At 42.7% G+C, this 25,125-nt stretch carries 26 protein-coding genes; 25 read left to right on the forward strand and 1 reads right to left on the reverse strand.

Annotation, left to right across the window (positions count from 1 at the left end; translation table 11 throughout):
• Positions 1–64: 64 nt before the first annotated feature.
• Positions 65–994, forward strand: coding sequence for a patatin-like phospholipase family protein (locus NYE23_RS08290; protein ID WP_341080654.1), 930 nt, complete (start codon positions 65–67; stop codon positions 992–994).
• A 118-nt stretch (positions 995–1,112) separates the two neighbouring features.
• A complete protein-coding gene (locus NYE23_RS08295) occupies positions 1,113–1,736 on the forward strand; it encodes a hypothetical protein (protein WP_341076975.1) in 624 nt (207 codons plus the stop codon).
• Between the two features lie 616 nt (positions 1,737–2,352).
• On the opposite strand, the gene NYE23_RS08300 is transcribed toward NYE23_RS08295, so the two are convergent.
• A complete protein-coding gene (locus NYE23_RS08300; protein WP_341076977.1) occupies positions 2,353–3,537 on the reverse strand; it encodes an MFS transporter in 1,185 nt (394 codons plus the stop codon).
• 110 nt (positions 3,538–3,647) lie between these two features.
• Between NYE23_RS08300 and NYE23_RS08305 the strand changes: the two genes are divergently transcribed.
• From NYE23_RS08305 to NYE23_RS08415, 23 genes are all read left to right on the forward strand, one after another.
• On the forward strand, positions 3,648–4,685 hold the full coding sequence (locus NYE23_RS08305; RefSeq protein WP_341076979.1) for a DmpA family aminopeptidase: 1,038 nt from the start codon (positions 3,648–3,650) through the stop codon (positions 4,683–4,685).
• A gap of 211 nt (positions 4,686–4,896) precedes the next feature.
• Complete coding sequence (locus tag NYE23_RS08310; RefSeq protein WP_341076980.1) at positions 4,897–6,255, forward strand: ethanolamine ammonia-lyase subunit EutB; 1,359 nt, start codon at positions 4,897–4,899, stop codon at positions 6,253–6,255.
• A gap of 17 nt (positions 6,256–6,272) precedes the next feature.
• Positions 6,273–7,142: an ethanolamine ammonia-lyase subunit EutC gene (gene eutC / locus NYE23_RS08315; protein ID WP_341076983.1), complete on the forward strand. Its 870-nt coding sequence runs from the start codon at positions 6,273–6,275 to the stop codon at positions 7,140–7,142.
• A 184-nt stretch (positions 7,143–7,326) separates the two neighbouring features.
• Complete coding sequence (locus tag NYE23_RS08320; RefSeq protein WP_341076984.1) at positions 7,327–8,754, forward strand: sensor histidine kinase; 1,428 nt, start codon at positions 7,327–7,329, stop codon at positions 8,752–8,754.
• 2 nt (positions 8,755–8,756) lie between these two features.
• Entirely contained in the window at positions 8,757–9,329 is a 573-nt protein-coding gene (locus NYE23_RS08325) for an ANTAR domain-containing response regulator (RefSeq protein WP_341076986.1), read from the forward strand.
• 181 nt (positions 9,330–9,510) lie between these two features.
• Positions 9,511–10,770, forward strand: coding sequence for an ethanolamine utilization protein EutH (eutH, locus tag NYE23_RS08330; protein WP_341080655.1), 1,260 nt, complete (start codon positions 9,511–9,513; stop codon positions 10,768–10,770).
• Between the two features lie 28 nt (positions 10,771–10,798).
• Positions 10,799–11,140 (forward strand): ethanolamine utilization microcompartment protein EutS, encoded by a 342-nt coding sequence (gene eutS / locus NYE23_RS08335; RefSeq protein ID WP_048011266.1) that lies wholly within the window; start codon positions 10,799–10,801, stop codon positions 11,138–11,140.
• A gap of 13 nt (positions 11,141–11,153) precedes the next feature.
• Positions 11,154–11,654 carry a EutP/PduV family microcompartment system protein gene (locus NYE23_RS08340; protein ID WP_341076988.1) on the forward strand — a complete coding sequence of 167 codons (501 nt, stop codon included), beginning with the start codon at positions 11,154–11,156 and terminating at the stop codon, positions 11,652–11,654.
• Positions 11,655–11,815: 161 nt separating this feature from the next.
• A complete protein-coding gene (locus NYE23_RS08345) occupies positions 11,816–13,264 on the forward strand; it encodes an ethanolamine ammonia-lyase reactivating factor EutA (protein WP_341076989.1) in 1,449 nt (482 codons plus the stop codon).
• Between the two features lie 17 nt (positions 13,265–13,281).
• Positions 13,282–14,646 carry an ethanolamine ammonia-lyase subunit EutB gene (locus NYE23_RS08350; protein ID WP_341076991.1) on the forward strand — a complete coding sequence of 455 codons (1,365 nt, stop codon included), beginning with the start codon at positions 13,282–13,284 and terminating at the stop codon, positions 14,644–14,646.
• Between the two features lie 12 nt (positions 14,647–14,658).
• On the forward strand, positions 14,659–15,675 hold the full coding sequence (eutC, locus tag NYE23_RS08355; RefSeq protein ID WP_341076993.1) for an ethanolamine ammonia-lyase subunit EutC: 1,017 nt from the start codon (positions 14,659–14,661) through the stop codon (positions 15,673–15,675).
• A 12-nt stretch (positions 15,676–15,687) separates the two neighbouring features.
• The gene (gene eutL / locus NYE23_RS08360) at positions 15,688–16,341 is read left to right on the forward strand and encodes an ethanolamine utilization microcompartment protein EutL (RefSeq protein WP_341076996.1); all 654 of its coding nucleotides are present in this window, start codon (positions 15,688–15,690) and stop codon (positions 16,339–16,341) included.
• A 35-nt stretch (positions 16,342–16,376) separates the two neighbouring features.
• Positions 16,377–17,906, forward strand: coding sequence for an acetaldehyde dehydrogenase (acetylating) (locus NYE23_RS08365; protein ID WP_341076998.1), 1,530 nt, complete (start codon positions 16,377–16,379; stop codon positions 17,904–17,906).
• 16 nt (positions 17,907–17,922) lie between these two features.
• Positions 17,923–18,216: a BMC domain-containing protein gene (locus tag NYE23_RS08370; RefSeq protein WP_026582312.1), complete on the forward strand. Its 294-nt coding sequence runs from the start codon at positions 17,923–17,925 to the stop codon at positions 18,214–18,216.
• Between the two features lie 30 nt (positions 18,217–18,246).
• Positions 18,247–18,900, forward strand: coding sequence for a phosphate propanoyltransferase (locus NYE23_RS08375; protein WP_341077004.1), 654 nt, complete (start codon positions 18,247–18,249; stop codon positions 18,898–18,900).
• Positions 18,897–19,571, forward strand: a complete 675-nt coding sequence (locus NYE23_RS08380; protein ID WP_341077006.1) for a hypothetical protein — start codon at positions 18,897–18,899, stop codon at positions 19,569–19,571. Before NYE23_RS08375 ends, NYE23_RS08380 begins: the two co-directional genes overlap by 4 nt.
• Positions 19,553–19,825, forward strand: coding sequence for a EutN/CcmL family microcompartment protein (locus NYE23_RS08385; RefSeq protein ID WP_341077008.1), 273 nt, complete (start codon positions 19,553–19,555; stop codon positions 19,823–19,825). The genes NYE23_RS08380 and NYE23_RS08385 overlap by 19 nt, the downstream gene beginning before the upstream one ends.
• Before the next feature lies 1 nt (position 19,826).
• The gene (locus tag NYE23_RS08390) at positions 19,827–20,201 is read left to right on the forward strand and encodes a BMC domain-containing protein (RefSeq protein ID WP_341077011.1); all 375 of its coding nucleotides are present in this window, start codon (positions 19,827–19,829) and stop codon (positions 20,199–20,201) included.
• Between the two features lie 36 nt (positions 20,202–20,237).
• On the forward strand, positions 20,238–21,188 hold the full coding sequence (gene mdh / locus NYE23_RS08395) for a malate dehydrogenase (RefSeq protein WP_341077013.1): 951 nt from the start codon (positions 20,238–20,240) through the stop codon (positions 21,186–21,188).
• Between the two features lie 191 nt (positions 21,189–21,379).
• Entirely contained in the window at positions 21,380–21,571 is a 192-nt protein-coding gene (locus NYE23_RS08400; protein ID WP_048011255.1) for an IDEAL domain-containing protein, read from the forward strand.
• A 281-nt stretch (positions 21,572–21,852) separates the two neighbouring features.
• Positions 21,853–22,695 (forward strand): ABC transporter ATP-binding protein, encoded by an 843-nt coding sequence (locus NYE23_RS08405; RefSeq protein ID WP_341077015.1) that lies wholly within the window; start codon positions 21,853–21,855, stop codon positions 22,693–22,695.
• Positions 22,696–22,758: 63 nt separating this feature from the next.
• Entirely contained in the window at positions 22,759–23,745 is a 987-nt protein-coding gene (locus NYE23_RS08410; RefSeq protein WP_341077016.1) for a Gfo/Idh/MocA family protein, read from the forward strand.
• A 264-nt stretch (positions 23,746–24,009) separates the two neighbouring features.
• Positions 24,010–25,074 (forward strand): M14 family zinc carboxypeptidase, encoded by a 1,065-nt coding sequence (locus NYE23_RS08415; protein WP_341077017.1) that lies wholly within the window; start codon positions 24,010–24,012, stop codon positions 25,072–25,074.
• Positions 25,075–25,125 lie beyond the last annotated feature (51 nt).

The following is a 25,125-nucleotide window of genomic DNA, read 5'->3' on the forward strand; positions in this document are numbered from 1 at the left end:
TCTTTGTGAACTCTATGCTATTCACCTGGGGCATAAAAATTCAATAGAAGGTAAGGGATATCCAATGATTTCAGATGGTGTATTTGAAGGTGGCGGAGTTAGAGGGATAGCACATGTTGGTGCCGTAATAGCAATGGAAGAAAACGGGTATAAATGGGATCGTTTGGCTGGAACCTCTGCTGGTTCAATTATTGCAGCTCTTTTGGCATGTGGATACTCAGGATCAGAATTAAAAGAGATAATAAACAGTCTTGATTATAAGAAATTTATTAAAAAGAACTGGATCCATAAAATTCCTTTTATTGGAGGTCCACTAAACCTTTGGAAAAGTAAAGGCTTGTACAGCAATTGTTATGAATCAGAATGGTTGGAAGATCTATTAAGTCAAAAAGGGATAAAAAACTTCAGTGACCTTGATAATGGAAAGTTAAAAATTGTGGTATCAGATATAACGAACGGCAGAATGGCAATAATTCCTGATGATTTGGAATATTACGATGAAAGCCTTGATTTTTCAGTTGCAAAGGCCGTGCAGATGAGCAGCACAATCCCATTTTTCTTTCAACCCTTCAAATGGTCTACAAAAAAGAATCGTCTACCTTGTTATTTTGTCGATGGAGGGCTGTTAAGCAATTTCCCCATTTGGATTTTCGATTCTACAGACACCCCTAAACAGCCAACAATTGGGTTTCATCTAGTTAAAGATGAAGTAAAGGCCAAATCCATAAGTGAAACAGGTGTTGTGGAATTGTATAAATCAATATTTAGGACAATGATGCAAGCTCATGATTTAAGGCATTTTAATAATGAGACGCAGGCTAGAACAATTAAAATACCTACAGGAAATGTAACAAGTACAAAGTTTAATTTGAGTGTTGAAGAAAGACAATGGTTATTTAATTCAGGTTATCAAGCCGCTACTAGCTTTTTGGAAACATGGGACTTTAATGTATATAAAAATTTATATAGAAATTCGACAGTACTTAAAAATTAACCTCGGTGAGGTAAAAAAAATGCATCCGCATTCAGACTGTGAATACTGTGAGTATATTTTATCAGTTTAAGGGAAAATTATCATTGTTTCAAAAAACAAAAAAAAGGGGATTTTTATTTTGGCTACAATCACTTTAGAACAGTTTGAATTTTATAAAAACCAGTTTCCTGAAGATGAAAAAATCCAATCTGTAACCTATGAAGAATTACTTCAAAACACGAATGGTGGAGAAGTGGATTGGAAAAATTTTCCAGAAGAACATATTATACAGCCTACAAATTTAAAAGCTATTAAAATTACGGATTGCGAACTGAGTATAGGTTTTGTAATTTTTGATGCAATATGTCTTGTAGTAGGCGGAGTTGCTATCCGGAATAGTTTTAACAGTGCAACTGCAAGAGCTTTAGTGGATGCGGCAGCACCTGCGATGTCAGCAATTGAAAAATCCATCGCAAGAATTACTGCTGCTGCATCAAAAGGAGAAGTCGCGAAGGAAATTTTTTATTTATTCAGAACATTGTGGAGTGCCGATTGTCTAGGAGCAGTACTTAAAGCATTTAAAAAAAGCTTAAAATGGTATTACGCATTATTATACGGAGTAACAGCGATGGCAACTATTGCAGCGGCAGTTTTAACAGAAGGAGCTGCATTGGTGGCTGCTATAGTCTTGGAACTAGTGACAGCTACATGGTTTGTCCTTGATAGTGAAAATGCTTTAGAAAAGTGCGGAATTATCAAATAATTTCAAGACTTTAACTTCCTTATTATTAAAAAGAGTTTTTCATTTTCAATATCGTCTTTTTCGTTAACAATGGATTAAATATCACCACGTTATTATTGATTTATCGAGCCTATTCCACATGGGAAAGTTTTTTAGCCGTGGTCACTTTGCCCAGCACCATGCCAAACTGATTACCCACCCTATTATTTAGGTTCAAACCGTACTGCGCCAAATAACTTTCATCCACCACTTGTTCAAAGGGCTGCTTCCATTTTACGGACTAAATTTTCCTGAGGAACCAGCTGGTCTAAAGTAACCATTTCTAATTGGATTGGATTGTTCTTGGAAAGCATCTTAATCACCTCAAGCGTTATATGTGTCTATTTTAAAAGAGACTTATGGTTAGTTCCACACTAAGTTGAGGAATCCTGTTGATTAGAGTGGAAGGCGCACAGACTCCTGCGGGATCACACGGAAAGATGAGATCTCGCAGGCGTCAACGGCAACGAGGAGGCTCAGTCGCTGGCCCCGCGGAAAGCGAAGCGCTTGGAGCGGAAATCAACAGCCTCATTCCAGCACCAACCCCCAAAAAAGACTGTAAACAAACACGATTTCCATATAAAAATCGTCTTTCTCATTAACCCCGTTTTGTAATCAGAATCCAGATATACAGAAGAATTGAAAACACTACCGATCCGGCTGCTGTCAAATAGATCGTGCTGTACCCAAACAAATAAGCGATCTGCCCAAACACGATGGCGCCAATCCCAACTCCCAGGTCAAAAAAAGAGAAGAACGTTGCATTGGCCATCCCGCGCCGATTGACAGGCGCTTCTTTTACAGACCAGGCCTGAAGGGCGGGCTGGACTGATCCGAATCCAAGACCGTAAAGAATCGCAGCTATATACATAATCATGCTGCTGGGAAGCCACGCCAGCAGGAACATGGCTGCCAAAATCAGCACCGCTCCCGGTAAAAATACAGCCTGGTGACCTCTTTGATCATATAATCTGCCGGCAAAAGTCCGGGAAATCATTAACGCTATGGCAAACAGCAGGAAGTACCAGTGGATGCCGCCTATCCCTTTTTGAGCTGAGTATATAGGAAGAAATGATGCGATGCCCCCGAAGGTGACGGTGATGAAAAATAAAAGAAATGAAGGCCTTAAAGCACTTCTTTCATAAATGTCCCACCGTTTCAGGGGAACAGTTTGTTTTTCAGCCTGCTTGTAGTTGATTCTCGATGACAATAGCAGTGCGGCTAAACCCAGCAGGGCACAAATTAAAAATAAGAGTTTGAAAGAGATAACTCCGGCGAGCGCCAGACCGAGGGTTGGGCCGAATGCAAGGGCAATGTTCCCGGAAAGCCCGAAGTACCCCATTCCTTCCCCGCGCCGTTTGGCAGGAATTAAATCAGTGGCAATGGTTCCTGAGGCTGTAGTTGAGAAACCCCAGCCAAATCCCTGGATAATCCTTAAAACAAATAAGAAGATTAAACTATTAATAAAACCGAATGAACCAACTGAGAGCACGAAAATTACCAGGCCTGTTAAATAGACAAATCGCCTGCCCTTCGTCTCCAGCGTATGCCCTGCATAAGGACGCAAAAGCAGAGCAGAAAATGTAAAGATCCCGACCACTATCCCGATCAGCTGGTCATTCCCGCCTAGTTTTTCCACAAAAAGAGGGATCGTGGGCAATGTCATTTGAAATCCGAGAAAAATAAAAAAGTTGGACATCAAGATCAGAACAAAATCCCTGGACCATATCTTTTCGGAATCTGCAGTCTGTTTTTTTGCTTCTCCTGATAAAGTATCAGCCATATAATTCCTCCCAACACTGCTGTAAAATGATTAGGTAATCTAAATATTTTACTATTATAAAGGAAAACAAATGGGAATTCTAATAATGCAATTTATAAGGAGGAACTAAAATGAAGATTAGAGAAAGAGGAGCAACAATTGGAACACTGAGGCCTGGAAAAATGAATTGCATTACAGATATAGATGGAGTCATGGTAGGCCAAATCACTCTGGACTATCCTCTGGATGATGACCAATATGTTTGTACGGGCGTAACTGCCGTTTTGCCGCATGGAGGAAATCTTTTTCGTGAAAAAGTCCCGGCAGCTTCCTATGTCATCAATGGCTTTGGAAAGACGACGGGGCTGGTGCAGGTGGAAGAACTGGGTGTGATCGAATCTCCGATTATGCTGACCAATACATTTGGGGTGCCGGCAGTCACACAGGGAACTCTGGAATACTTGCTGAAAACCACTCCTGAAATTGGGGACACAACGGGAACCGTGAATATCGTTGCAGGAGAATGCAATGACGGATATTTGAATTCCATTCGGACACTCCCTGTAAAAGCGGAACATGCAATAGCAGCCATTCAAAATGCCAAGCCGGAAAAAGTGGAAGAAGGTGCGGTAGGAGCGGGTAAAGGCATGGTGTGTTTTGGGTATAAAGGCGGCGTGGGTGCTTCTTCACGGGTAATCACTGGAGAACAAAGCACAAATGAATACAAAATCGGATGTCTGGTGGTCACCAACTTCGGCAATAAAGACGAATTTCCGTTCATTAAATACGGACTGTCAGAAATTCAGCCGAAAACAAAGGACACGCCTGATGGTTCTATCATGATTATCCTGGCTACAGACGCACCTGTCAGTCACAGGCAGCTGAAAAGGCTCGCGAAGAGATGCGGCATTGGCCTCGGACGGACAGGAAGCCATTTCAGCAACGGCAGCGGTGACATTGTTATAGCTTTTTCCACCGCTAACAAAACATTTCATGGAAGCAGCAATATGACCGAAACTGCCCATTTTATCAGAGATGATCATCCGATAATGAATCAGCTTTTTCAAGGTGCAGCCGAGGCGGCGGAGGAAGCGATTCTTAATTCGCTGTCACAGGCAAAGACTACAAAAGGGCGGAACGGAAGAGTGGTGGAGGGGATGTTTTCATAAAAAAGTGTAAGATAATACAATCAAAAAAGTCTATCTTTTCAGTTAACTGCTTGGTATAATGATAAAAAAGTGAAAATATCAGGTGAAGGCGCCTTAATAGGTAAGCTGTTAAACAGCTTATGCTATTATGGCGTCTTTTTTGTTTGGAGCAGCTTGTAATCGCTTTCTCTAAAGGTGCAGACTGCTTCTTATACTCGAAGGGAGGCTAATTATGTTTACATGTACCTTAAAAAACCAAACCTATCAATTCCGTTCTATTGCGGATGTTTTAGCAAAAGCCAGTGAGGAGAAGTCCGGCGATATAATGGCAGGCATTTCTGCAGAATCCTCTCTTGAACGAATGGCAGCCAAAGTGGTGTTAAGTGAAATGACGCTAAAAAAAATTTACGAGAATCCCGTCATACCGTACGAAAAGGATGAAGTCACACGCATTATTTATGATGATCTAAATCTTTTCATTTATAAAGAGATTGCAAATTGGTCTGTTGGGGAATTGCGAGATTATATTTTGTCCCACCAAACGCGCACATCGGATTTGTTCAGAATCAGCAAAGGCCTGACAAGTGAAATGATTTCTGCTGCAGCAAAGCTTATGTCGAGCATTGATCTGGTGATGGCTTCACAGAAGATCCGGCCGACTGCCCATTGCAACACAACGATAGGCGAGGCTGGACGCCTGGCATTCAGGTGCCAGCCAAACCATCCCATTGACAATCCCGATGGTATTCTTGCCTCCATGAAAGAAGGGCTTTCCTATGGATCCGGGGATGCTGTTATTGGTGTGAACCCTAACAATGATTCGGTTGAATCTGTATCGAGAATTCTTCATATGACTCATGATTTTATACAAAAGTGGGAAATCCCAACACAGAACTGTGTACTTGCCCACATTACAACACAGATGCAAGCTCTCAAAAAAGGGGCTCCAATCGCTTTAATGTTCCAGAGTCTTGCAGGTACACAGGCCGCAAATGAAGACTTTGGGGTTTCAAAAGAGATCCTGGATGAAGCCTTTCAGCTGATGGCTAAGCATGGCACCTCAACTGGCCCTAATCAGCTTTATTTTGAAACTGGCCAGGGATCTGAAGTTTCACTGGATGCCCACCTTGGCATTGATATGCAGACACTCGAAGCACGAACCTATGGATATGCCCGTCATTGGAAACCGTTCATGGTTAATAATGTTTCAGGTTTTATCGGGCCTGAGACGATTTACGACGGAAAACAAGTCATCCGCGCAGATCTTGAAGACCTTTTTATGGGGAAAATGCATGGGCTCCCAATGGGGATTGCTCCTACTTATACCAATCATATGCAGGCAGATCAAAATGACCAGGAAATCGCCGGTATGCTTACCGCACTTGCAGGAGCAAATTTTTATATGGGCGTGCCTGGAGGAGACGATGTCATGCTAAGTTACCAGGATACCAGCTATCATGATGATGCCAGTTTAAGAGAAATGCTTGGGCTCCGGCCTCTTCGTGAATTTGAGATATGGCTTGAGAAGATGGGCATAATGGAGAATGGAAAATTGACAGAACGAGCAGGAGATCTATCCATTTTTAAATAGGAAAGGGGGAGCATTTAATGGATATTCAGACAATTGTAAAACAGGTAATGGAAGAACTTCAGAGAGAAGGACAAATAAAAAGCGGAGATAAACCAGAAAACGCTGCCGTACATACAGAGGAATCCAGTGTCCGGAATATCATTTACGAAAAGGTCAAACAATCAGGTGTAGATTTGCCGGCCGATCGGCAAGAGATTGAGAAGGTACAAGCCATCACACCTGCGAGAATTGGGATTGGGCGGACAGGAACCCGAATGAAAACAAGGAATTACCTCGATTTCAGGATAGATCACGCGGCTGCCCAGGATGCTGTTTTCAAAGACGTTTCTGAGGAATTGCTGAAGGAATTAAAGCTGCCGGTGCTTCATTCAAAATCTGAAACGATGGATCAATACTTAATGGACCTGGACAGCGGCCGAAAGCTCCATGATTCATCCAGGCAATGGGCAGCTGAAAATCTTCCCAAAAATAAACAAGTGCAAATCATTGTATCGGATGGGCTGAGTTCAACAGGTGTTGAGGCGAATATAAGAGATTTGCTTCCTGCGCTGGTCCAAGGTCTTAAATCGAAAAATATTTCCCTTGGAGATCCTGTTTTTATAAAGCGGAGCAGGGTTTGGATTCAGGATGATCTTGCTTCTATTGTGAATTGTGAGTGCGTCATTTCACTTATCGGAGAACGGCCTGGATTGGCAACTGCTAAAAGTATTAGTGCCTACCTGATCTTTCAGCCAAATGGAAATACAGTTGAAGCCGATCGCACGGTAATCAGCAATATTCATGAAGGAGGGGTTCCCCCAGTTGAAGCAGGTGCCCATCTGGCAGATTTAATAGAGGAAATATTAAAACATAAAGCAAGCGGTGTAAAATTAGCTCAGCTCAAATAGTTGAAGAAGGCAGCAGGAAAGAATTTTTCTCATGGCTGCCTTTTTTCAATAACCAGAATAATCCCAAAACTGCATCAAATTCCCTATTAAACTATCAAAAACTATATTGACAATCTACTATATTCCCTATAATATTTTTATATATTCTGACATTTTTAACTATTGATTCGGGAGAACACAGCCTATGACAAACTTCTCTGCAGAAGAGCTCTGCACTCTTCACACCAGTCTTTCAAAAATAGATGTCAAAAGAATTAAAGAGGTCTCGGCCAATCTTTCATTAATTGCGGACCTGAACCAGGCAAATGTTTTTGTAGACTGCCTTACAAAAGAAGGAAAACATGCAATTGTGGTAGCTGAAGCTGCCCCAAGCACAGCTAAATCTGTTTATCAGAAGCCAGTCGCAGGCAAGTTCGCTTATGAAGCGTTTGAACCCGCCGTTTTGTATACCCTGAGGACCGGGAAAGATATGTTTCTCAATCGCGCGCTGACACAGGAAGGCAAGACGGTTGAACAAAGTGTTGTGCCAATTATGGGATCGGAGGATCGGGTCATAGGGGCACTGATTATGGAAAAGGACATCAGTGAGAAGCTTCAGCGCCAGCGAAAATTGGAAGCGCTATCAGAAGCAACAAAAACTTTAAGCGGGATACTCATTGGAATGGCAGAAGATCGGCCGATTATTCCAGAGGTGATTGAGGAAGCCTTGTTCTTTATTGATCATGAAAATAAGGTAGTCTATAACAATCCATCGGCTACGAATCTCATCCACGAAATCGGGAAGGAAGATTGCAGGCCGGGCATTCCTCTTATTGATTGCTTTCCATGTATTCAAAAGATATTGAACGAACCTGAAGAACTTCTTGTTAAAGAACTGAAAATGATGAATAAGGTTTTCCGTGTGAAAAAAATTCGTCTTCTTCAATTAGGCGGTAAATCGAATGGAGCCTTTATCATCCTTAAAGATCTGACCGAACTCAGAGAAAAAGAACGTGAAATTGCTGTTAAATCTGTGGCCATACGGGAAATCCATCACCGAGTTAAAAATAACCTGCAGACTGTAGCCAGCCTTTTGAGGCTTCAGATGAGAAGGGGTGTGCCGGAAGAAAGCAAGGTGCATTTCGTAGAAAGTCTAAACCGTATCTCAAGTATTGCTTCGGTATATGAAATTATTCTTTCGAGTTCAAGTGTGGATGAAGTGGATATTTATAGCTTAATAGAGAAAATTGGCAATATGCTTGTCCATGAAGCAAAACACGAGCAAAAAAAGATACATATTCAGTACAGGGGACCAAAGCTTTTAATCGACTCTGAAAAAGCTGTATCTCTGTCTCTGGTCATCAATGAACTTATACAGAATTGTGTAAAGCACGCATTTAAACATATGCATGAAGGGATAGTCGAGGTCTGTTTCGAATATTCCAATGATAAAATTAAGGTTGAAGTCATTGATAACGGTGAAGGGTATTCCCCGGAAGCAAAACCTTCTCTAGGCTTGGATATTGTGAAAATGATGATCGAGCACGACCTATCCGGTCATTTTTTAATCGAACGGGCTGAAACAGGGACCGTTGCAGCTGTGCAATTTCCCTTTGAAAGGAAGGCGGAATAGCTGTGAAAAAAAGAATTATGGTTGTGGAGGATGAATCCATTGTCCGCATGGACTTAAGCTTGATGCTAAAGGATGCCGGCTACGAAGTAGTTGCTGAGGCAGGCGATGGTGAAAGGGCGGTCGAGCTTGCTTTTTCACTAAAACCTGATTTAATCCTTATGGATATCAAGATGCCTAATCTCAATGGACTTAAAGCAAGTGAAATCATTTCCAATAAAATCAATACGCCCATCCTGCTCCTTACAGCATATAGTCAGCGGGAATATATCGATAAAGCCAAAAAGGCAAATATACTCGGCTACCTTGTTAAGCCGGTTAATGAAGCCAGTCTGATTCCAGCGGTTGAGATTGCGCTCAGGCAGGCAGAGAATGCCAATGCAATCCGGGAACAAGTGGAAACCATGAATCAGAAGTTAAACGAAAGAAAAATAGTTGAAAAAGCAAAAGGCATTTTAATGGAAAAGTTTAACCTGCCCGAAGAAGATGCCTTTAGGAAAATGCGAAAAATCAGCATGAACAAACAGGTTACACTGGAAAATGTGGCAAAGCGGATCATAGTAAAATATAACGCTTAATATCTTTTACAAGTGGATAGAACGGGCAAAGGTGCCATGCGTCTGCAAAAAGCTGACGTACGGCACCTTTTTGTCTTTTTACTTATTCTTATACTATCAAACTGCTATTTTATCCTATTTTCTTGTAAAAAAGCTGCAGGATTCCGTTAATATATAAAAACTTTTTAGGGAGGGATTTATGATGGAAATGGTAGGTAAAATTGTTATTTACATTATCATGGCTTGTGCCGTAGCTGGGGCCTTTGCTGCCATCCGCAACAGTGATGAGGGATTAGGAAAGCAATTTATGGAGGGGCTTCATGCAGTCGGCCATATCTTTGTTCCGGCTGCCGGCATAATGGCATCCATTCCGTATTTATCGTGGTTTATTGATAAGGTCTGCGGCCCATTTTTTGCTGCGATAGGGGCAGATCCTGCCATAGCTGCAACTGCCATATTGGCAACCGATATGGGCGGCTATCAGCTGGCAGAAGTCTTAAAGCAGACACAGGAAGGCTGGATCATGGCGATGATTGTCGGTTTTATGGCGGGTGCAACCATTGTTTTCTCCATACCGATGGGCCTGGCCATGCTTGATAAGAGAGACCATAAATATATGGCTCTTGGTGTGATGTCAGGAGTTCTGACCATTCCAATCGGCGCTTTCATTTCAAGTGTGATTATTGCGGTTTCAAGCTCAAGTTTCAGGGATTTCATTTCCACATCCGGCGAGGCAAAATATCAGTTCGCGCTCGGCTTAGGACAAATCTTATTGAATTTAAGCCCGCTTTTAATCTTTGTTGTATTGATTGCCGCAGGCTTGTATTTCCTTCCAGATTTAATGATCAACGGCTTCATGTGGTTTGGGCGTATTCTAGATGCAGGGATTAAGCTTGTTTTGGTATTTTCAATTGTGGAAATCTTTACGGGCTTATTCTCAACTGTATTTGGAGGCTGGGGCTTCCACCCAATCATGGCAGATGCGGAGGATCAATTCCGGGCGCTTGAAACTGCCGGCTATATTGGAATTATGCTTGCCGGTGCATTCCCGATGGTTTATCTTCTTCAGAAATATGCCGGCGGCCCGCTGGAAGCGCTTGGCAGCAAAGTAGGGTTAAGCAAGGAAGGAAGTGCAGGTATTGTAGCTACAATCGCAAACATCCTTGCTATGTTTAAATTGGTCAGAACAATGCCGCCTAAAGATAAAGTCATTAATATTTCCTTTGCAGTCTGTGCGGCCTTTTTGCTTGGTGATCATTTATCCTTTACAGCAAATTTCCAGCCTACATTAATCCTTCCTATTATAGCCGGTAAAATTTCTGCCGGAGTCATAGGGATAGGATTAGCGTACTGGCTATCTGTACCAAAGGCTCTGGAATTGGAGAAAAAAGACCGTGAAGCTGGCATTATCGGAAAAGATGAATATTTAACGAAAGAAAAAAAAGTAAAAAAAGCAATATAAGCAGCAGTCACCTGGGAGGGCCGAAGCAATGAATGAAGAAAAACAACGATTTATACAGGAATTTGTGCCAGGAAAACAAGTAACACTCAGCCATTTAATCGCAAATCCTGATCCGGATATGTTTGAAAAACTCGGGATCCAGCAGGCAGGAGCATTAGGAATTTTAACACTGACACCAAGTGAAACGGTTATCATTGCAGGAGATCTGGCGACAAAAGCTGCAGATGTGCAGATCGGGTTCCTGGACCGGTTCACTGGCAGTCTTGTAATTGTAGGAACCGTTTCAGCTGTGCAAATGGCCATGGAGGAAATCAACCGCTTTCTATCTGAAACACTGAGGTACACTCCTTCGGAAATAACTAAATCATAAGGAGCTGTATAAAATGTCCAAAATGAACAGAGCCATGCTGATCGGTTCCATCGGGGCTGGAAAGTCGACGTTAACAAATGCCCTTCTTGGCCGCAAAGCGGAAGCGGTTAAAACACAGGCATTGAACTATTATGACTGGATTGTGGATACACCTGGGGAATATACAGAAAATCCATTTTTCTATAAAAATATCATGGCTACGGCACTCGAAGTGACCCATGTACTATATTTGCAGGATTCTACTAAACAGAAAACGATTTTTCCGCCGGGATTCAGTACAGGATTTAACAAGCTTCCGATTGGTGTTGTGACAAAAAGCGATGCTCAAAAATCTGACGTGAACTCAGCTTTCAGGCAGCTTAGAAGTGTCATCCCTACAGGACCAATAGTCATCACCTCTTCTATTACCGGAAAAGGTCTTGAAGAAATCCGCAGTCTTGTAAAATGCGATTCTCTTCAGGAAATGAAGGATTATGCAGATTCATTGCCGGATAATGTCGTAATTTTCAATTGAAACCCTTTACAAAATTGAGATAATAGAATATATTCTAATTATACAAAAGAATAAATCAGGCAAAGGCGCCTTGTATGAACAATCAATACATGATTGCTCATATAGGTGCCTTTTTTTATTTACCTGCAAATCAGATAATTTGTTTCATTAAGGCGGGGATCATGTTGAATCGTTACGATCCACAAAAAGAGAATATCATCAGCGCTGGAATTGACATCGGAACGAGTACGACCAAACTCGTCATCAGCAGATTTTCTCTCATGAATATGGCAGGCGGAACCCATATGCCGAGAATCGAGATAATAGAAAAAGAAGTGCTCTACCAAAGCCCGATTTACCGGACTCCTCTACTGACGGCCTCATCTATTGATATTGAAGCTGTAGAGAAGCTTGTAAGAGAGGAGTATGAATCTGCAGGAATTGTGCCGGGTGATATTAAAACAGGAGCTGTCATTATTACAGGTGAAACGGCCACAAAACAGAATGCAGAAGAAATGGTCCATTACTTATCTGACCACGCCGGAGATTTTCTGGTGGCAACAGCGGGGCCGGATTTGGAAGGAATCATTGCTGCAAAAGGATCAGGAGCTTATGAGTTTTCTAAAAGGACAGGAAAGACAGTAGCTAATATTGATATTGGCGGAGGCACTGCCAATGCAGCAGTCTATCGTTCCGGAAGGTTATGCGGGACATGTACCCTGCATATCGGCGGCAGACTGATTGAATTTGCTGACGGCAAAGTAAGAAGTATTTCTCCTCCCGTTCAAAAAATCCTTCAGCAATGGGGGGCTGATTTAAAAATAGAGGACAGCCGAAATCACCCTATCATTAAAAAACTGACAGACTACATGGCAGAATTAATTGGCCGAATGCTAAGGAGAGAGCTTCGGGAGGATGATATGCCTCTGCTCTTGGGACATGAGCCGAATTGGACAGAGAATATCGAATTCATCATGTTTTCTGGCGGAATCAGTGAATGCCTGTACAAATATGAGAAAGCAGGTTCCTCACCTGCACAGTATGAAGATATAGGCGAAGTGCTGGCTCAGTCACTGAGGAATTGTACGGATCTGGCATTCTGGAAATGGGAGAAACCGGAAGAAACGGTCAGGGCAACAGTACTCGGAGCAGGCACACAAACAACTGAAATCAGCGGCGCTACCATTCATGTTGAAGGTCATGAATTGCCCATTCGCAACTTGCCAGTATATCAGATCAGTTTTAATCACAATTTGGAAAAGGGTCTCCATCTAATTCAACAGGCAGTAAAAAAGGCGGTTGAAATGTATGATCCCCAGAAGGAGGGACAGAATTTTGCGCTGTATTTAACTGCACTACCCTATCTGGGTTTTCGTGATATTCAAGAGTTATCTTCAGTCCTGCTGAAATCCATACAAGTAAAGCCTAAACCAGAACAGCCGCTTATTGTCGTATTAGAAAGTGACCACGCTAAAGTTCTTGGCCAGACGATAAAAGTTCAGGAATCAAAGCAAAGTATCGTATGCATTGACCAAATAAAGGTAGAGCATGGCGATTACATAGATATCGGCAGCCTGCTTCAAACCAATGTAGTACCTGTTGTCATTAAAACATTGACATTCCATCAGTAAGAAAGGAGGGATCTTTTATGAAGCTGCAAACCAGTCATTTAGGGAATGTATACCAGTTTCATAATCTGAAAGATTTATTCGCTAAAGCAAATGAAGAAAAGTCAGGGGACCGACTCGCGGGAATAGCAGCTGAAACCGTCCAGGAAAGAATCGCGGCAAAATTGGTTCTAAGCCAGTTAACCCTATCTGATATCCGCGAAAATCCTATGCTTTCGCCTGAAGAGGATGAGGTTTCGAGAATTATAGAAAGCGGGATAAATGAACCCGTCTATATAAGCATAAAAAATTGGTCAGTGGCTGAACTTCGTGAATATATTCTGGACGATGGCACGACAGGTGAAGATCTAAAACGAATCAGCAGGGGATTGAACAGTGAAATGATCGCCGCTGCCGCAAAAATCATGTCTAATCTTGATCTTGTTCATGCCGCAAATAAAATCGAAATACTCACCAAATGCAATATAACGATTGGATACAAAGGAACCCTGGCTTCCCGTCTGCAGCCAAATCATCCAACCGATAATGTGGATGGCATGATTGCATCACTTAAAGAAGGTCTTTCCTACGGCATAGGGGATGCAGTGATTGGAATTAATCCTGTGGATGATTCGGTTGAAAGTGTAAAGAGATTGCTCCACGCCACTCATGCTTTTATCAAAGACTGGGAAATACCAACACAAAACTGTGTGCTTGCGCATGTAACAGCCCAAATGAAAGCTATCGAACAGGGAGCACCTGCCGATATGATCTTCCAAAGCATAGCAGGAACAGAGGCTGCCAACCGGTCATTTGGAATTACGGCCTCACTTCTTGAGGAAGCAAATGATATGGCAAGAACTCTCGGAACCGGAACCGGGCCTCAACGTTTATATTTTGAAACGGGCCAAGGTTCAGAGCTTTCCGCTGAAGCTCATTTTGGAATGGATCAGATGACACTGGAATCGAGAAATTACGGCTTTGCCCGGCATTATGACCCTTACATCGTAAATACAGTCGTTGGTTTCATTGGGCCTGAGTATTTGTACAACAATAAGCAAGTTATCAGGGCTGGGCTTGAGGACCATTTTATGGGGAAAATGCACGGCATCCCAATGGGTGTTGATATCTGCTATACGAACCATATTAAGGCCGATCAAAATGATATCGAAGACCTTGGCGTTCTGCTGACAGCAGCTGGAGTGAATTTTATTATTGCTGCCCCAATGGGAGATGATTGCATGCTCAATTACCAATCCATGAGCTATCATGATGTAGCCACCTTAAGGCAGACCATGAATAAGAAGCCATCTCCAATATTCAGTGATTGGCTTGAAAAAATGGGAATCTTCGAAAATGGGAAGCTGAGCAAAATCGCAGGCGATCCAACCATTTTTTCACGATAGGAGTTGAAAATAATGAATCCTGAACTGATTGAAAAAGTAACACGCCTTGTAGTGGAAAAACTTCAATCCCAGCAAAACGATGATGTGAAGGAGCATAAAAGCAGCGCAGGAGTGAAATTTTGGGACCATACTTCTAAAATCCATCATGAACCATCCAAGATGCCAGTGGAGGTAATCGAAACTGGAAAGGAAGCAACAGACAGTTTAATTAAAATTAAAAGCTATCAGAATACAAATGACATTCGAAAGACCTCAACAGATAAAGCGAGTCATGATAAGACCAAAAGTTTTTCAGAAAAGACAGGCATTGATAATCCCGCAGACCCAGTTGAGCTGCAGGCACTTATCAGCAAAACACCTGCAAGAATCGGGGTGGGAAGAGCAGGTTCAAGACCGAAGACAGACACATGGCTGAAATTCCGCTTCGACCATGCAGCGGCAGTCGATGCTGTCTATGGAGATGTAAATGACGAGCTTATAACCCGTCTCGGACTTTTTAAGGTCAACACGATGGTGGAAGAAAAAGAAGTTTACATCCGCAGGCCCGATTATGGCAGAAAGCTATCAGAGGAAGCCAAGAAGATCATTCTTACTAAATGCGAAAAAGAACCGGCTGTTCAAATCATTCTGTCTGACGGGCTGAGCTCAAGTGCCATCGAAGAAAATGCAGAGGATGTGTATTTATCCCTTCAGCAATCCCTAAAAAGTTTAGGACTTGATATGGGGACCCCTTTTTATATCGAAAAAGGCAGGGTGGCTGTTATGGATGAAGTTGGGGATCTCCTGAAGCCTAAAGTAGTTGTGTTATTGATAGGCGAACGGCCTGGTCTGGTCAGTGCTGAATCATTAAGTGCCTACCTTTGCTATGAACCCCGTAAAGGAACGATCGAAGCTGACCGGATGGTAATTTCCAATATACATAAAGGCGGAATTCCTCCTGCAGAGGCCGGGGCCTATCTTGGAACGGTCATTCAAAAAGTAATTAAATATGAAGCAAGTGGTGTATCGCTCGTTAAAAAGGAAGGGTAGGAGGCAGAAAAAATGGGATTAGAACGCATTCACGCTGATATATTGGCTGTTCGGGTGATTCCTAATGTGGACCAGGAGCTAGCAAAGCAGTTTCAGCTTAAGCCCCATCACCGAAGTTTGGCGATTTTCACCTCTACCGTCGATGACGTAGGCTATACTGCACTCGATGAAGCTACTAAAAGAGCAGATGTCGAAGTGGTGTATGCCAGGTCCTTTTATGCGGGCGCTGCTCATGCTTCCGGGCCATTATCAGGTGAAATGATCGGCATTATTGCAGGTCCATCCCCTGATGAAGTCAAAAGCGGTATGGAGGCCGTATTTCAGACAGCTGAATCCGATGCTTATTTTGAAGCGCTTGATCAGGAAAAATCACATGCCATTTATGCGCATGTTGTTTCCAGAACAGGATCCTATCTGTCTAAGGAAGCAGGCATCAATATCGGAGAGCCTATTGCATATCTGATAGCCCCTCCATTGGAAGCCGTTTATGGACTTGACGCTGCTCTAAAGGCAGCAGATGTAGAAATGGTTAAATTTTTCGGGCCGCCTTCGGAAACCAATTTTGGCGGAGGGCTTTTGACCGGCTCCCAATCAGCCTGCCAGGCGGCTGCAGATGCTTTCCGGGAAGCCATTATGGAAATTTCTCAGAACCCTATAAAGTACTAAGTCTTTCAAAATATCCTGAAAGGAGTGTGGGAACCTTGCAATTTGATCATGATCTTCAATCCATGCAGGAAATGAGGGATGCTGTAAAGCGGGCTAAAGAAGCCCAATTAAAGTATATGGCCTTTACACAGCAGCAGGTGGACGAAATCGTCAAAAAAGCCGCTGATGCTGCATATGCCAAGTCACTTGCCCTTGCCCAAATGGCAGTTGAGGAAACACGGATGGGCATAGTTGAGCACAAAAAAATCAAAAACGAAGTCGGTTCCAAGGCTGTTTATGAATCAATCAAAGATGAAAAGACAGTAGGCATCATACATGAGGACCGTGTAAATAAAGTGACGGAAATTGCCTATCCATACGGTGTCATTGCCGGTATTATTCCAACAACTAATCCTACTTCAACTGCTATTTTTAAAGCACTTATTGCTTTAAAAACAAGAAATGCCATTGTTGTGAGCCCTCATCCAAGGGCAGTGAAATGCACAGTTGAGGCGCTAAAAATCGTCAATGAAGCAGCCATACATGCTGGTGCACCTGAAGGATTAATTGGATGGATCTCAAAGCCTTCAATGAGTGCAACAAACGAACTAATGAAGCATCGAGACATCAATCTCATTTTAGCAACAGGCGGCGGCGGACTGGTCAGGGCGGCGTATAGCTCAGGCAAGCCTGCTTATGGAGTAGGACCTGGAAACGTGCCTTGCTATATTGAAAAAACCGCTAAGGTGGCCCAGTCGGCAAAAATGATTATTGACAGCAAATCTTTTGATAATGGAACGATTTGCGCTACTGAACAATCGATCGTCGTCGATCGCAACATCAAAGAAATGACCATGAGAGAACTCAGAAATAATGGGGCTTATCTTTTAAATAAGCATGAAAAAGCGGCTTTGGAAAAGGTCATTTCGCCTTCACCTGGAAAGCTGAATCCGGATATTGTTGGTCAAAGTGCTGTTAAAATCGCAGCTATGGCCAGTATCCAAGTCCCTGAAGATACAAGAGTTTTAATTGCTGAAGAAACTGAGGTAGGCAAAGACATACCATTTTCTATTGAAAAATTATCTCCGGTATTTGCGCTTTATACAGCGGAAAGCTTGCAGGAGGCAAAAGAGATATGCCTGAAGCTGCTCAATTTGGGCGGAAGAGGTCATAGCCTTTCCATTCATACGAATGACGACGCAGTGGCCAGGGATTTTGCCCTGGAAATGCCTGTTTCAAGAATGATGGTCAATACGCTGTCTTCGATTGGCGCCGTTGGGGCGACAACCGGCTTGATGCCTTCTTTGACACTGGGGTGCGGTTCATTCGGCGGCAACATTACCTCTGATAATGTAACAGCACGCCACCTGATCAATATTAAAAGATTGGCTTATGGAACGAAAGAAGTCACCATCCCAAAACCGGCAGCATCCTTTTCTATAGCTGAAAAAGAACAAGCCGGCAGCCAGGATGTTGATGATATAGTTAGCCAGGTTCTTCAGCAAGTATCGCCGGATGGCAATATAGATGCAAACATGATTGCTGAAATGGTCAATCAAGTAATGAAAAAATATCAAACTAACTAATTAGGAGGAAATAAAAATGGCTAGAGAATTAACTGCATTAGGAATGATTGAAACTAAAGGTTTGGTTGCTTCAGTGGAAGCTGCTGACGCGATGGTAAAGGCTGCAAATGTTCATTTAGTTGGTAAGGTGCATGTTGGGGGCGGAATTGTAACGGTTCTTGTCCGGGGAGATGTAGGTGCTGTTAAAGCGGCAACTGATGCGGGTGCTGCAGCAGCACAGCGTGTTGGAGAATTGAAATCTGTTCATGTCATTCCCCGCCCTCATAACGAATTGGAAAGCATTCTTCCAAAAATTGATGTTGAGCTTTAATACAAGATTACTAAGTTAGGAGCTTAAACCATGAACGAGCAAGCCATTCAATCGATTGTCGAGGAAATCGTTTCAAGGCTAAAAAATTCCTCAGTCAAAGACCATTCAATTCCAATGGCTGTCTCTGCCCGGCATTGTCACTTAAGTCAAAGTGATCTGGAAGTTCTTTTTGGAACAGGCTATCAGCTTACCAAAAAAGCTGAATTATCTCAGCCTGGCCAATTCGCTGCTAATGAAATCATTACCATCGCAGGACCTAGAGGAAGCATTGAAAAAGTGCGCATTCTAGGTCCTGCGCGCCATATAACCCAGGTAGAAGTCAGCCGTACAGATTCGATCAAGCTCGGGTTGAAGCCCCCGCTTCGCGAATCCGGGAATTTAGAAGGTTCTTCGCCCGTTACTCTGATTGGGCCAAAGGGCAGCCTATACAAAAAAGAAGGTTTGATTATTGCACAGGCACACATTCATATGGCTCCGGAAGATGCTGAAACTTTCGGAGTGAAAAATGGGGAATACGTCAAAGTTGAGGCAGCGGGAGAACGTCCAATATCCTTTGGAAATGTGTTAATTAGAATATCTCCCCGGTACAGACTTGAAATGCATATTGATACTGATGAAGCCAATGCAGGGCTGATTTCCGGAAAAACAGCCGGCAGGCTAGTAAGGCAAGAGGAAAGCTTATGATTGACAGGCATATAATTGAACAAATTGTAGAAGAAGTAGTGAAAAATCTATTGGGTGCAAAATCAGCTCCCAATCGAAAAATGAAGCATAATCTGCTGGCTGTAGGAGATTTAAAGCAAATCAACCCAGCTTTATTAGAAGTGTTAGAAGCGAATTGGAATGTCCTTCCCTATGACTCCAGTGAAAATCCCCAGCTGCATACTGTTATGAAAGTTATTTTTCTTGATGCTTCCCAGGATTTGTTTGTCAAAGGCGCACTGGGCATTTGCGATACACCGGAAAGCGAGCTTCTCTCAGCCTGTATTGTTGATTATGTCCCTGTTACCTTAATTCCGAAAACAAATCTTTATAAAATCCTCAATGGAGAGAAAAAAACAAATGGGGACTATTTTTCAAGTTTAATGGAGTATAAGGAAAAGCTGTTAAAGTTTGGTGTTGAAATCAACAGCCTCGAGGCTTTTGCAGCACCAATGCCTATCATTTCAGATCAGCCTGACGCAAAGAAGCTGATAACTCAAAGAGATGTCCAAGAATGCAAAAAGAATGAAATCCTTGCAGATAAAGAAACCATTATAACACCTTTAGCACGTGATACAGCACGCGAATTGGGAAAGAGCATTATTGTAATGGATACAAAAGGGGCTGAAAACACATGGAAATGGGAACGGTAATCGGCAATGTATGGGCCACAAGAAAAGAGGATGATTTAACAGGTCTGAAGTTTTTGGTTGTCGAGCCTCATGGAATTTCAGCAGAAAAAACATTCGTTGCGGTTGACCGTATTGGCGCAGGAGTCGGTGATCAGGTTCTCGTTACACGTGGAAGTTCGGCTTCAAATATGTCCGGGGATATCAAATTGCCAATTGATGCATTGATTATTGGGATCATAGATTCTGTTGACGTTGAAGAGAAAGAGGTGAAATAGTATGGCAAGAGCACTTGGCATGATTGAAACAAGAGGGCTGATTGGCTCCATTGAAGCAGCAGATGCCATGCTGAAAGCAGCGGATGTTACGCTGGTGAAGCAGGAAAAAGTGGACGCCGCATTAGTGACAGTTTTGGTGCAGGGCGATGTAAGTGCTGTTCAGGCTGCTGTGGATGCAGGTAAGGAAGCAGCTGCCAGAGTGGGTGAACTCATGTCAGCGCATGTTATCCCTCATCCTGATGAAGATATTAAGAAAGCTTTATTGGATGACAGGAAACCAAAGGAAATGAAAAGAGAAGCACACCTCGTAAAAAAGGCAGGAAGCAAAAAGAAACAGATATCAGCGGCGGAGCAAGATAACCGTGAAGATCAATAATGTACTCCAAATGTATGATGGAATGGAGGAACAGCGATGACTTTTAAGAGAAGAAAAATTGCCGTTATCGGGTCAGGCTTTACAGGTGCGACGGCAGCACTGATGCTGGCCCAAAAAGAACTGGGAGACATAATCTTAGTTGACATACCTTCACAGACAAACCCAACAAAAGGCAAGGCCCTTGATATGCTGGAAGCTGGACCGGTTCAGCGCTTTAATGCCAGCATAACCGGAACTTCAAGCTATGAAGACATTCAAGATGCAGATTTAGTTTTGATTACGGCAGGAATGCCAAGAAAACCGGGAATGAGCCGGGACGATCTTGTCGCTGTAAATGAGAAGATTATGATTGAGGTTTCTCAAAATATAAAAACATACGCCCCGGAAAGCTATATTATTGTATTAAGCAATCCTGTCGATGCCATGACCTATGTCTGTTATAAAACGACCGGTTTTCCGAAAAATAGGGTGATCGGCCAATCAGGAGTTTTGGATACAGCCCGATTCAATACGTTTGTGGCTCAAGAGCTGGGAGTTTCGATTGAAGATATTTCCGGTTTTGTCCTGGGCGGTCATGGAGATGACATGGTTCCGCTTGTCAGATATTCATATGCCGGCGGTATTCCTCTGGAGAAAATTCTCCCTGCGGACCGAATCGAAGCGATCGTGGAAAGGACCAGAAAAGGCGGCGGAGAAATTGTAAATCTGCTTGGCCAGGGAAGTGCCTATTATGCACCTGCAGCTTCAATGGTTGAGATGGCTGAAGCGATACTGAAAGATAAAAAACGAATCCTGCCTTCAATTGCCTACCTGGAAGGTGAGTATGGATACAAAAACATCTACCTGGGAGTGCCTACAATCCTTGGCGGAAATGGAATAGAAAGTGTCATTGAAATACCATTGACTGCCGATGAGAAAAAAGCCCTTGATCAATCTGTTAAATCTGTACAAAATGTAATGAGCATACTTGAAACAGCCAAAGCATAAGATGGCTGACTTGTGAGGGAATTTACCTTCTCATAAGTCAGCTTTTTTGTATATTGTTTAAACTGTTCACTTCTCGGGTACATTGTATTTAACAAGCTTAGCAGCTGCTGACAAAATTTCCAGCAAATAATGATTTGAATAATCTGAAAACTTCTGTTACAATAGAAAAAAGGTCAAGGGGTTGATTGCAAATGGAAAAACGTCTACTTAACTCGCCGCAACAGTCTGAGGAAAACGTGTCATTGTTAGCAGAACAAGTCCTAAATCAAGCTCTTAAGGAATACCGAATAGAAAAGCTTCGCGAAAAAATTGATGAAGCTCTCACAAGCCGAAACCAAAAAGAATTCATGCGCCTAACTGATGAATTAAAGAAAATCTCTTAGCAAAGCACTTAATTACTAATGTTAAAAAGGCAGCCTGTTCGAAAGAACGGGGCTGTCTTTTGTTGTTTTAAAGAAGCAGCAGAAAAACAGTCATCATGATTCTCCACCAGATAATCTGTAAAATTCCGCCGTGCCAGAATCCTCTCAGAACAGCTTAATCCCAAAGTCTAGATAACTGGAAAAAAGAATGAGCTAAAGACAAAGGATTTCCGGCAGCTTCCGGGGAAGTCTATATTGTCTCTAGCTCTATTTATATTCAAGGATAGAAGGAGGGTACAAAAATGAGGCATGAGGAATCAGGAAATATCATATCGCTGGATAAGATCAGCTGGAAAAGAAACGGGAAGCAGATACTGGATAATGTTTCTTGGAAGGTAAGGGAAGGAGAGCATTGGGCCCTTTTAGGCTTGAATGGATCAGGAAAAACCACAATCCTGCAAATGATTACCGGCTACCTGTGGCCTAATGGCGGCCAGGTGTCCGTTTTAGGAAATCTTTTTGGGAAGACCAATATCCCTGAGCTTCGAAAATCCATCGGCTGGGTAAGTACCTCGCTTGACGATAAGTTTCAATTTCGGCCAACCGAATCCGCCCTTGAAATTGTTCTGAGCGGAAAATTTGCATCAATCGGTCTCTATCAGGAGATAACGCAGCAGGACCTGGATAAAGCAAAGGACTTAATGCATCAGTTCAATATTGGCCATGTCCAGGATCAAACTCTCACATCCCTCTCACAGGGGGAAAAACGAAAAGCGATGATTGCAAGAGCGCTAATGGCTTCACCTAAGCTGCTGATTCTAGATGAACCGTGCAATGGGCTGGATATCTATTCGAAGGAAGAATTGCTGGCCTCCATTGAAAAAATGGCTGCACAGCCCGATGGTCCCACGATTCTTTACGTTACCCATCATATCGAGGAAATTGTTCCGTCTATCTCTCACACCATGCTGCTGAAGGATGGAAAGGTGATCGCACAAGGGAGTAAATGTCATACATTGACCGATCAGCTGCTTGAGGTAACATTTCGCGTACCAATTTCGGTAGAATGGGAAAACGGCCGTCCCTGGGTGCGGGTAAAACCTTCGTCCAGCCTGGCAGAGCCTTTCATAATTGCAAATGATTGATTTTTGTCAAATTGTCCTTCATTATATGAAGATATCTTATACATACAAAATGGAGGAATGAAATTGGTTCGTTTCGGTATAGTGGGCACTAACTGGATTACAGAAAGATTCTTAAAAGCGGCACTGCAGGCTGAAGATTTTCAGCTGACAGCTGTTTATTCACGCACGGAGGAAAAAGCAAAAGAATTTGCAGGCAAATATGGAGTGGAGAAAACTTTTACTGATTTACAGACGATGGCAGCTAGCGGAGAAGTTGACGCCGTTTATATTGCAAGCCCGAATTCCCTGCATGCAGAGCAGGCTATTATTTTTATGAAACACAATGTTCATGTTTTATGCGAAAAGCCTATCGCCTCGAATGCAAAGGAATTGCAGAGCATGATCGCTGCAGCAAGGGAGAACAACGTTCTGCTCATGGAAGCATTAAAATCTACTTTTATGCCAAATTTTTTGGCCGTAAAAGAAAACCTTCATAAAATCGGAGAGGTTCGCAGGTATTTTGCAAGCTTTTGCCAGTACTCTTCCCGCTATGATGCCTACAGGCAGGGAACCGTTCTGAATGCATTCAATCCCGAATTTTCGAATGGTTCATTAATGGACATCGGAATATACTGCATTTATCCGCTTGTGGCATTATTCGGCAAACCGGAGGAAATTAAAGCTGCAGGCTATAAATTGGATTCCGGGGTTGATGGGGAAGGAAGCATGGTCCTTAAATATCCCAGCATGGATGCGGTGATCATGTTCAGCAAAATCACCAATTCAAGCCTTCCGGCAGAAATCCAGGGAGAAGAAGGCAATATTGTGATAGATAAAATAAGTGGCCCTGAAAAAGTTACACTGCATTACCGCAGCGGAGAAAATGAAGATCTCACACAGGATCAATTAAGCGATTCCATGTATTACGAAGCAAAAGAATTCATAAGACTGATTCAGACCGGCAAAACTGAATCTGAAGTGAACTCGTTTGAAAACTCTATGGCAACAATGGAAATTTTGGATGAAGCACGCAGGCAAATGGGTGTAATTTATCCGAGTGACCAAAAATAACGGGGAAGGATCGAACGATTGCTGTTCGGTCCTTTTTAGTTCTTTTTACCCTTCATAGAATAGCTGTTTTTTGCCATTCTCTCTTAATTGGTAAAATTGGATTAATTTCACACGGCTTCAGGATATTAAACTACTCTATTTTTACTTATTTCGCTATACGAAATTTGTCTAAAGAATAGGTAGCTTACTCTATTAACACTCTATTACTTCTCTACTAGAATTAATAGTGCAAGATAAATTATCAATTCTGGGGGATTGAATTTTATGACATTGAAGAAAAAAGTTCTATCAGTATCACTGACAGGTTTGATGGCTTTAGGTGCAGTTACAGCAGTTGGTATGCCTGCAGATGCAGTAGGGAATGGGCCTAGCACAGGAAATGGGTCCATCCAGACTTCCATTCTGCATACATATGCCAGTTTAACAGATTATTTGAAAACACAGGATGCAAAGCAGGAAGCCATGGAGCTTGAAGTCATCGGCCAGACGGTAAAAGGCCGTGATATTTACATGGCAAAATACATATCCAACCCTGAAAATCCAACGGTTCTCTTTCTGACTCAGCAGCACGGGAATGAGCAGCTGACAACTGAAGGAGCCTTGGAGTTTATCAAGCACCTTGGCACCGGCAAAACAAGCGGAGTCCTTAAAGATGTCAATATTCTCGTCATCCCAATGCTTAACGCAGATGGAGCAATGGGGGATGTTAACTTCTCACTTGACGATTATCTTGCCGATGGCGACCGTCATTTAACCCGCTATAATGCAAATCGTGTGGATTTAAATCGGGAACATGCTAAGGAAACAAGCGAAATGGAGCCGGAAGCCCGTGCTCTCCATGAAAACGTGTTTCAGAAATACAATATCGATTACATGATTGATCTTCATCATCAGGGCACATTAAGTGAAACAGAAGGAAAGCTTGTGTCCGGAAGTATTCTTTATCCGACAAACAGCAATGTAAAGCCAGAGGTTCTTGAAAAATCCAAAAAGCTTGGATCAGTTGTGTTTAACTCGCTTCACCATACAGGCTGGGGTCATATTGGAAAATATGTCGGCGGCACAGGTGAAAACATTGGCCGAAACGGTGCTGCTGTCCGTTACGACATTTCCACCCTACTTTTTGAAATGCGCGGAATGTCCGACCACAACTATGAGCCATACGCCCTTGGCCAAAAGAGCAACGGCTATCTCATTAAACAGACAATCACAACACTTGATGCGACAGTAAGCGCAATCGCAGACGGCTCAATCAATTCTGCTGACACAAGCTTCTGGGATACGCTGCCTGAACAGACAACAAGGCAAAACGAAGAAGCTGACGAATAAAATTTCCTGCATCCCCGGTAACCATGCCGGGGGTGTTTTTTGTGCTGAACT

This window comes from Cytobacillus sp. FSL H8-0458, assembly GCF_038002165.1.
Classification (GTDB): domain Bacteria; phylum Bacillota; class Bacilli; order Bacillales; family Cytobacillaceae; genus Cytobacillus.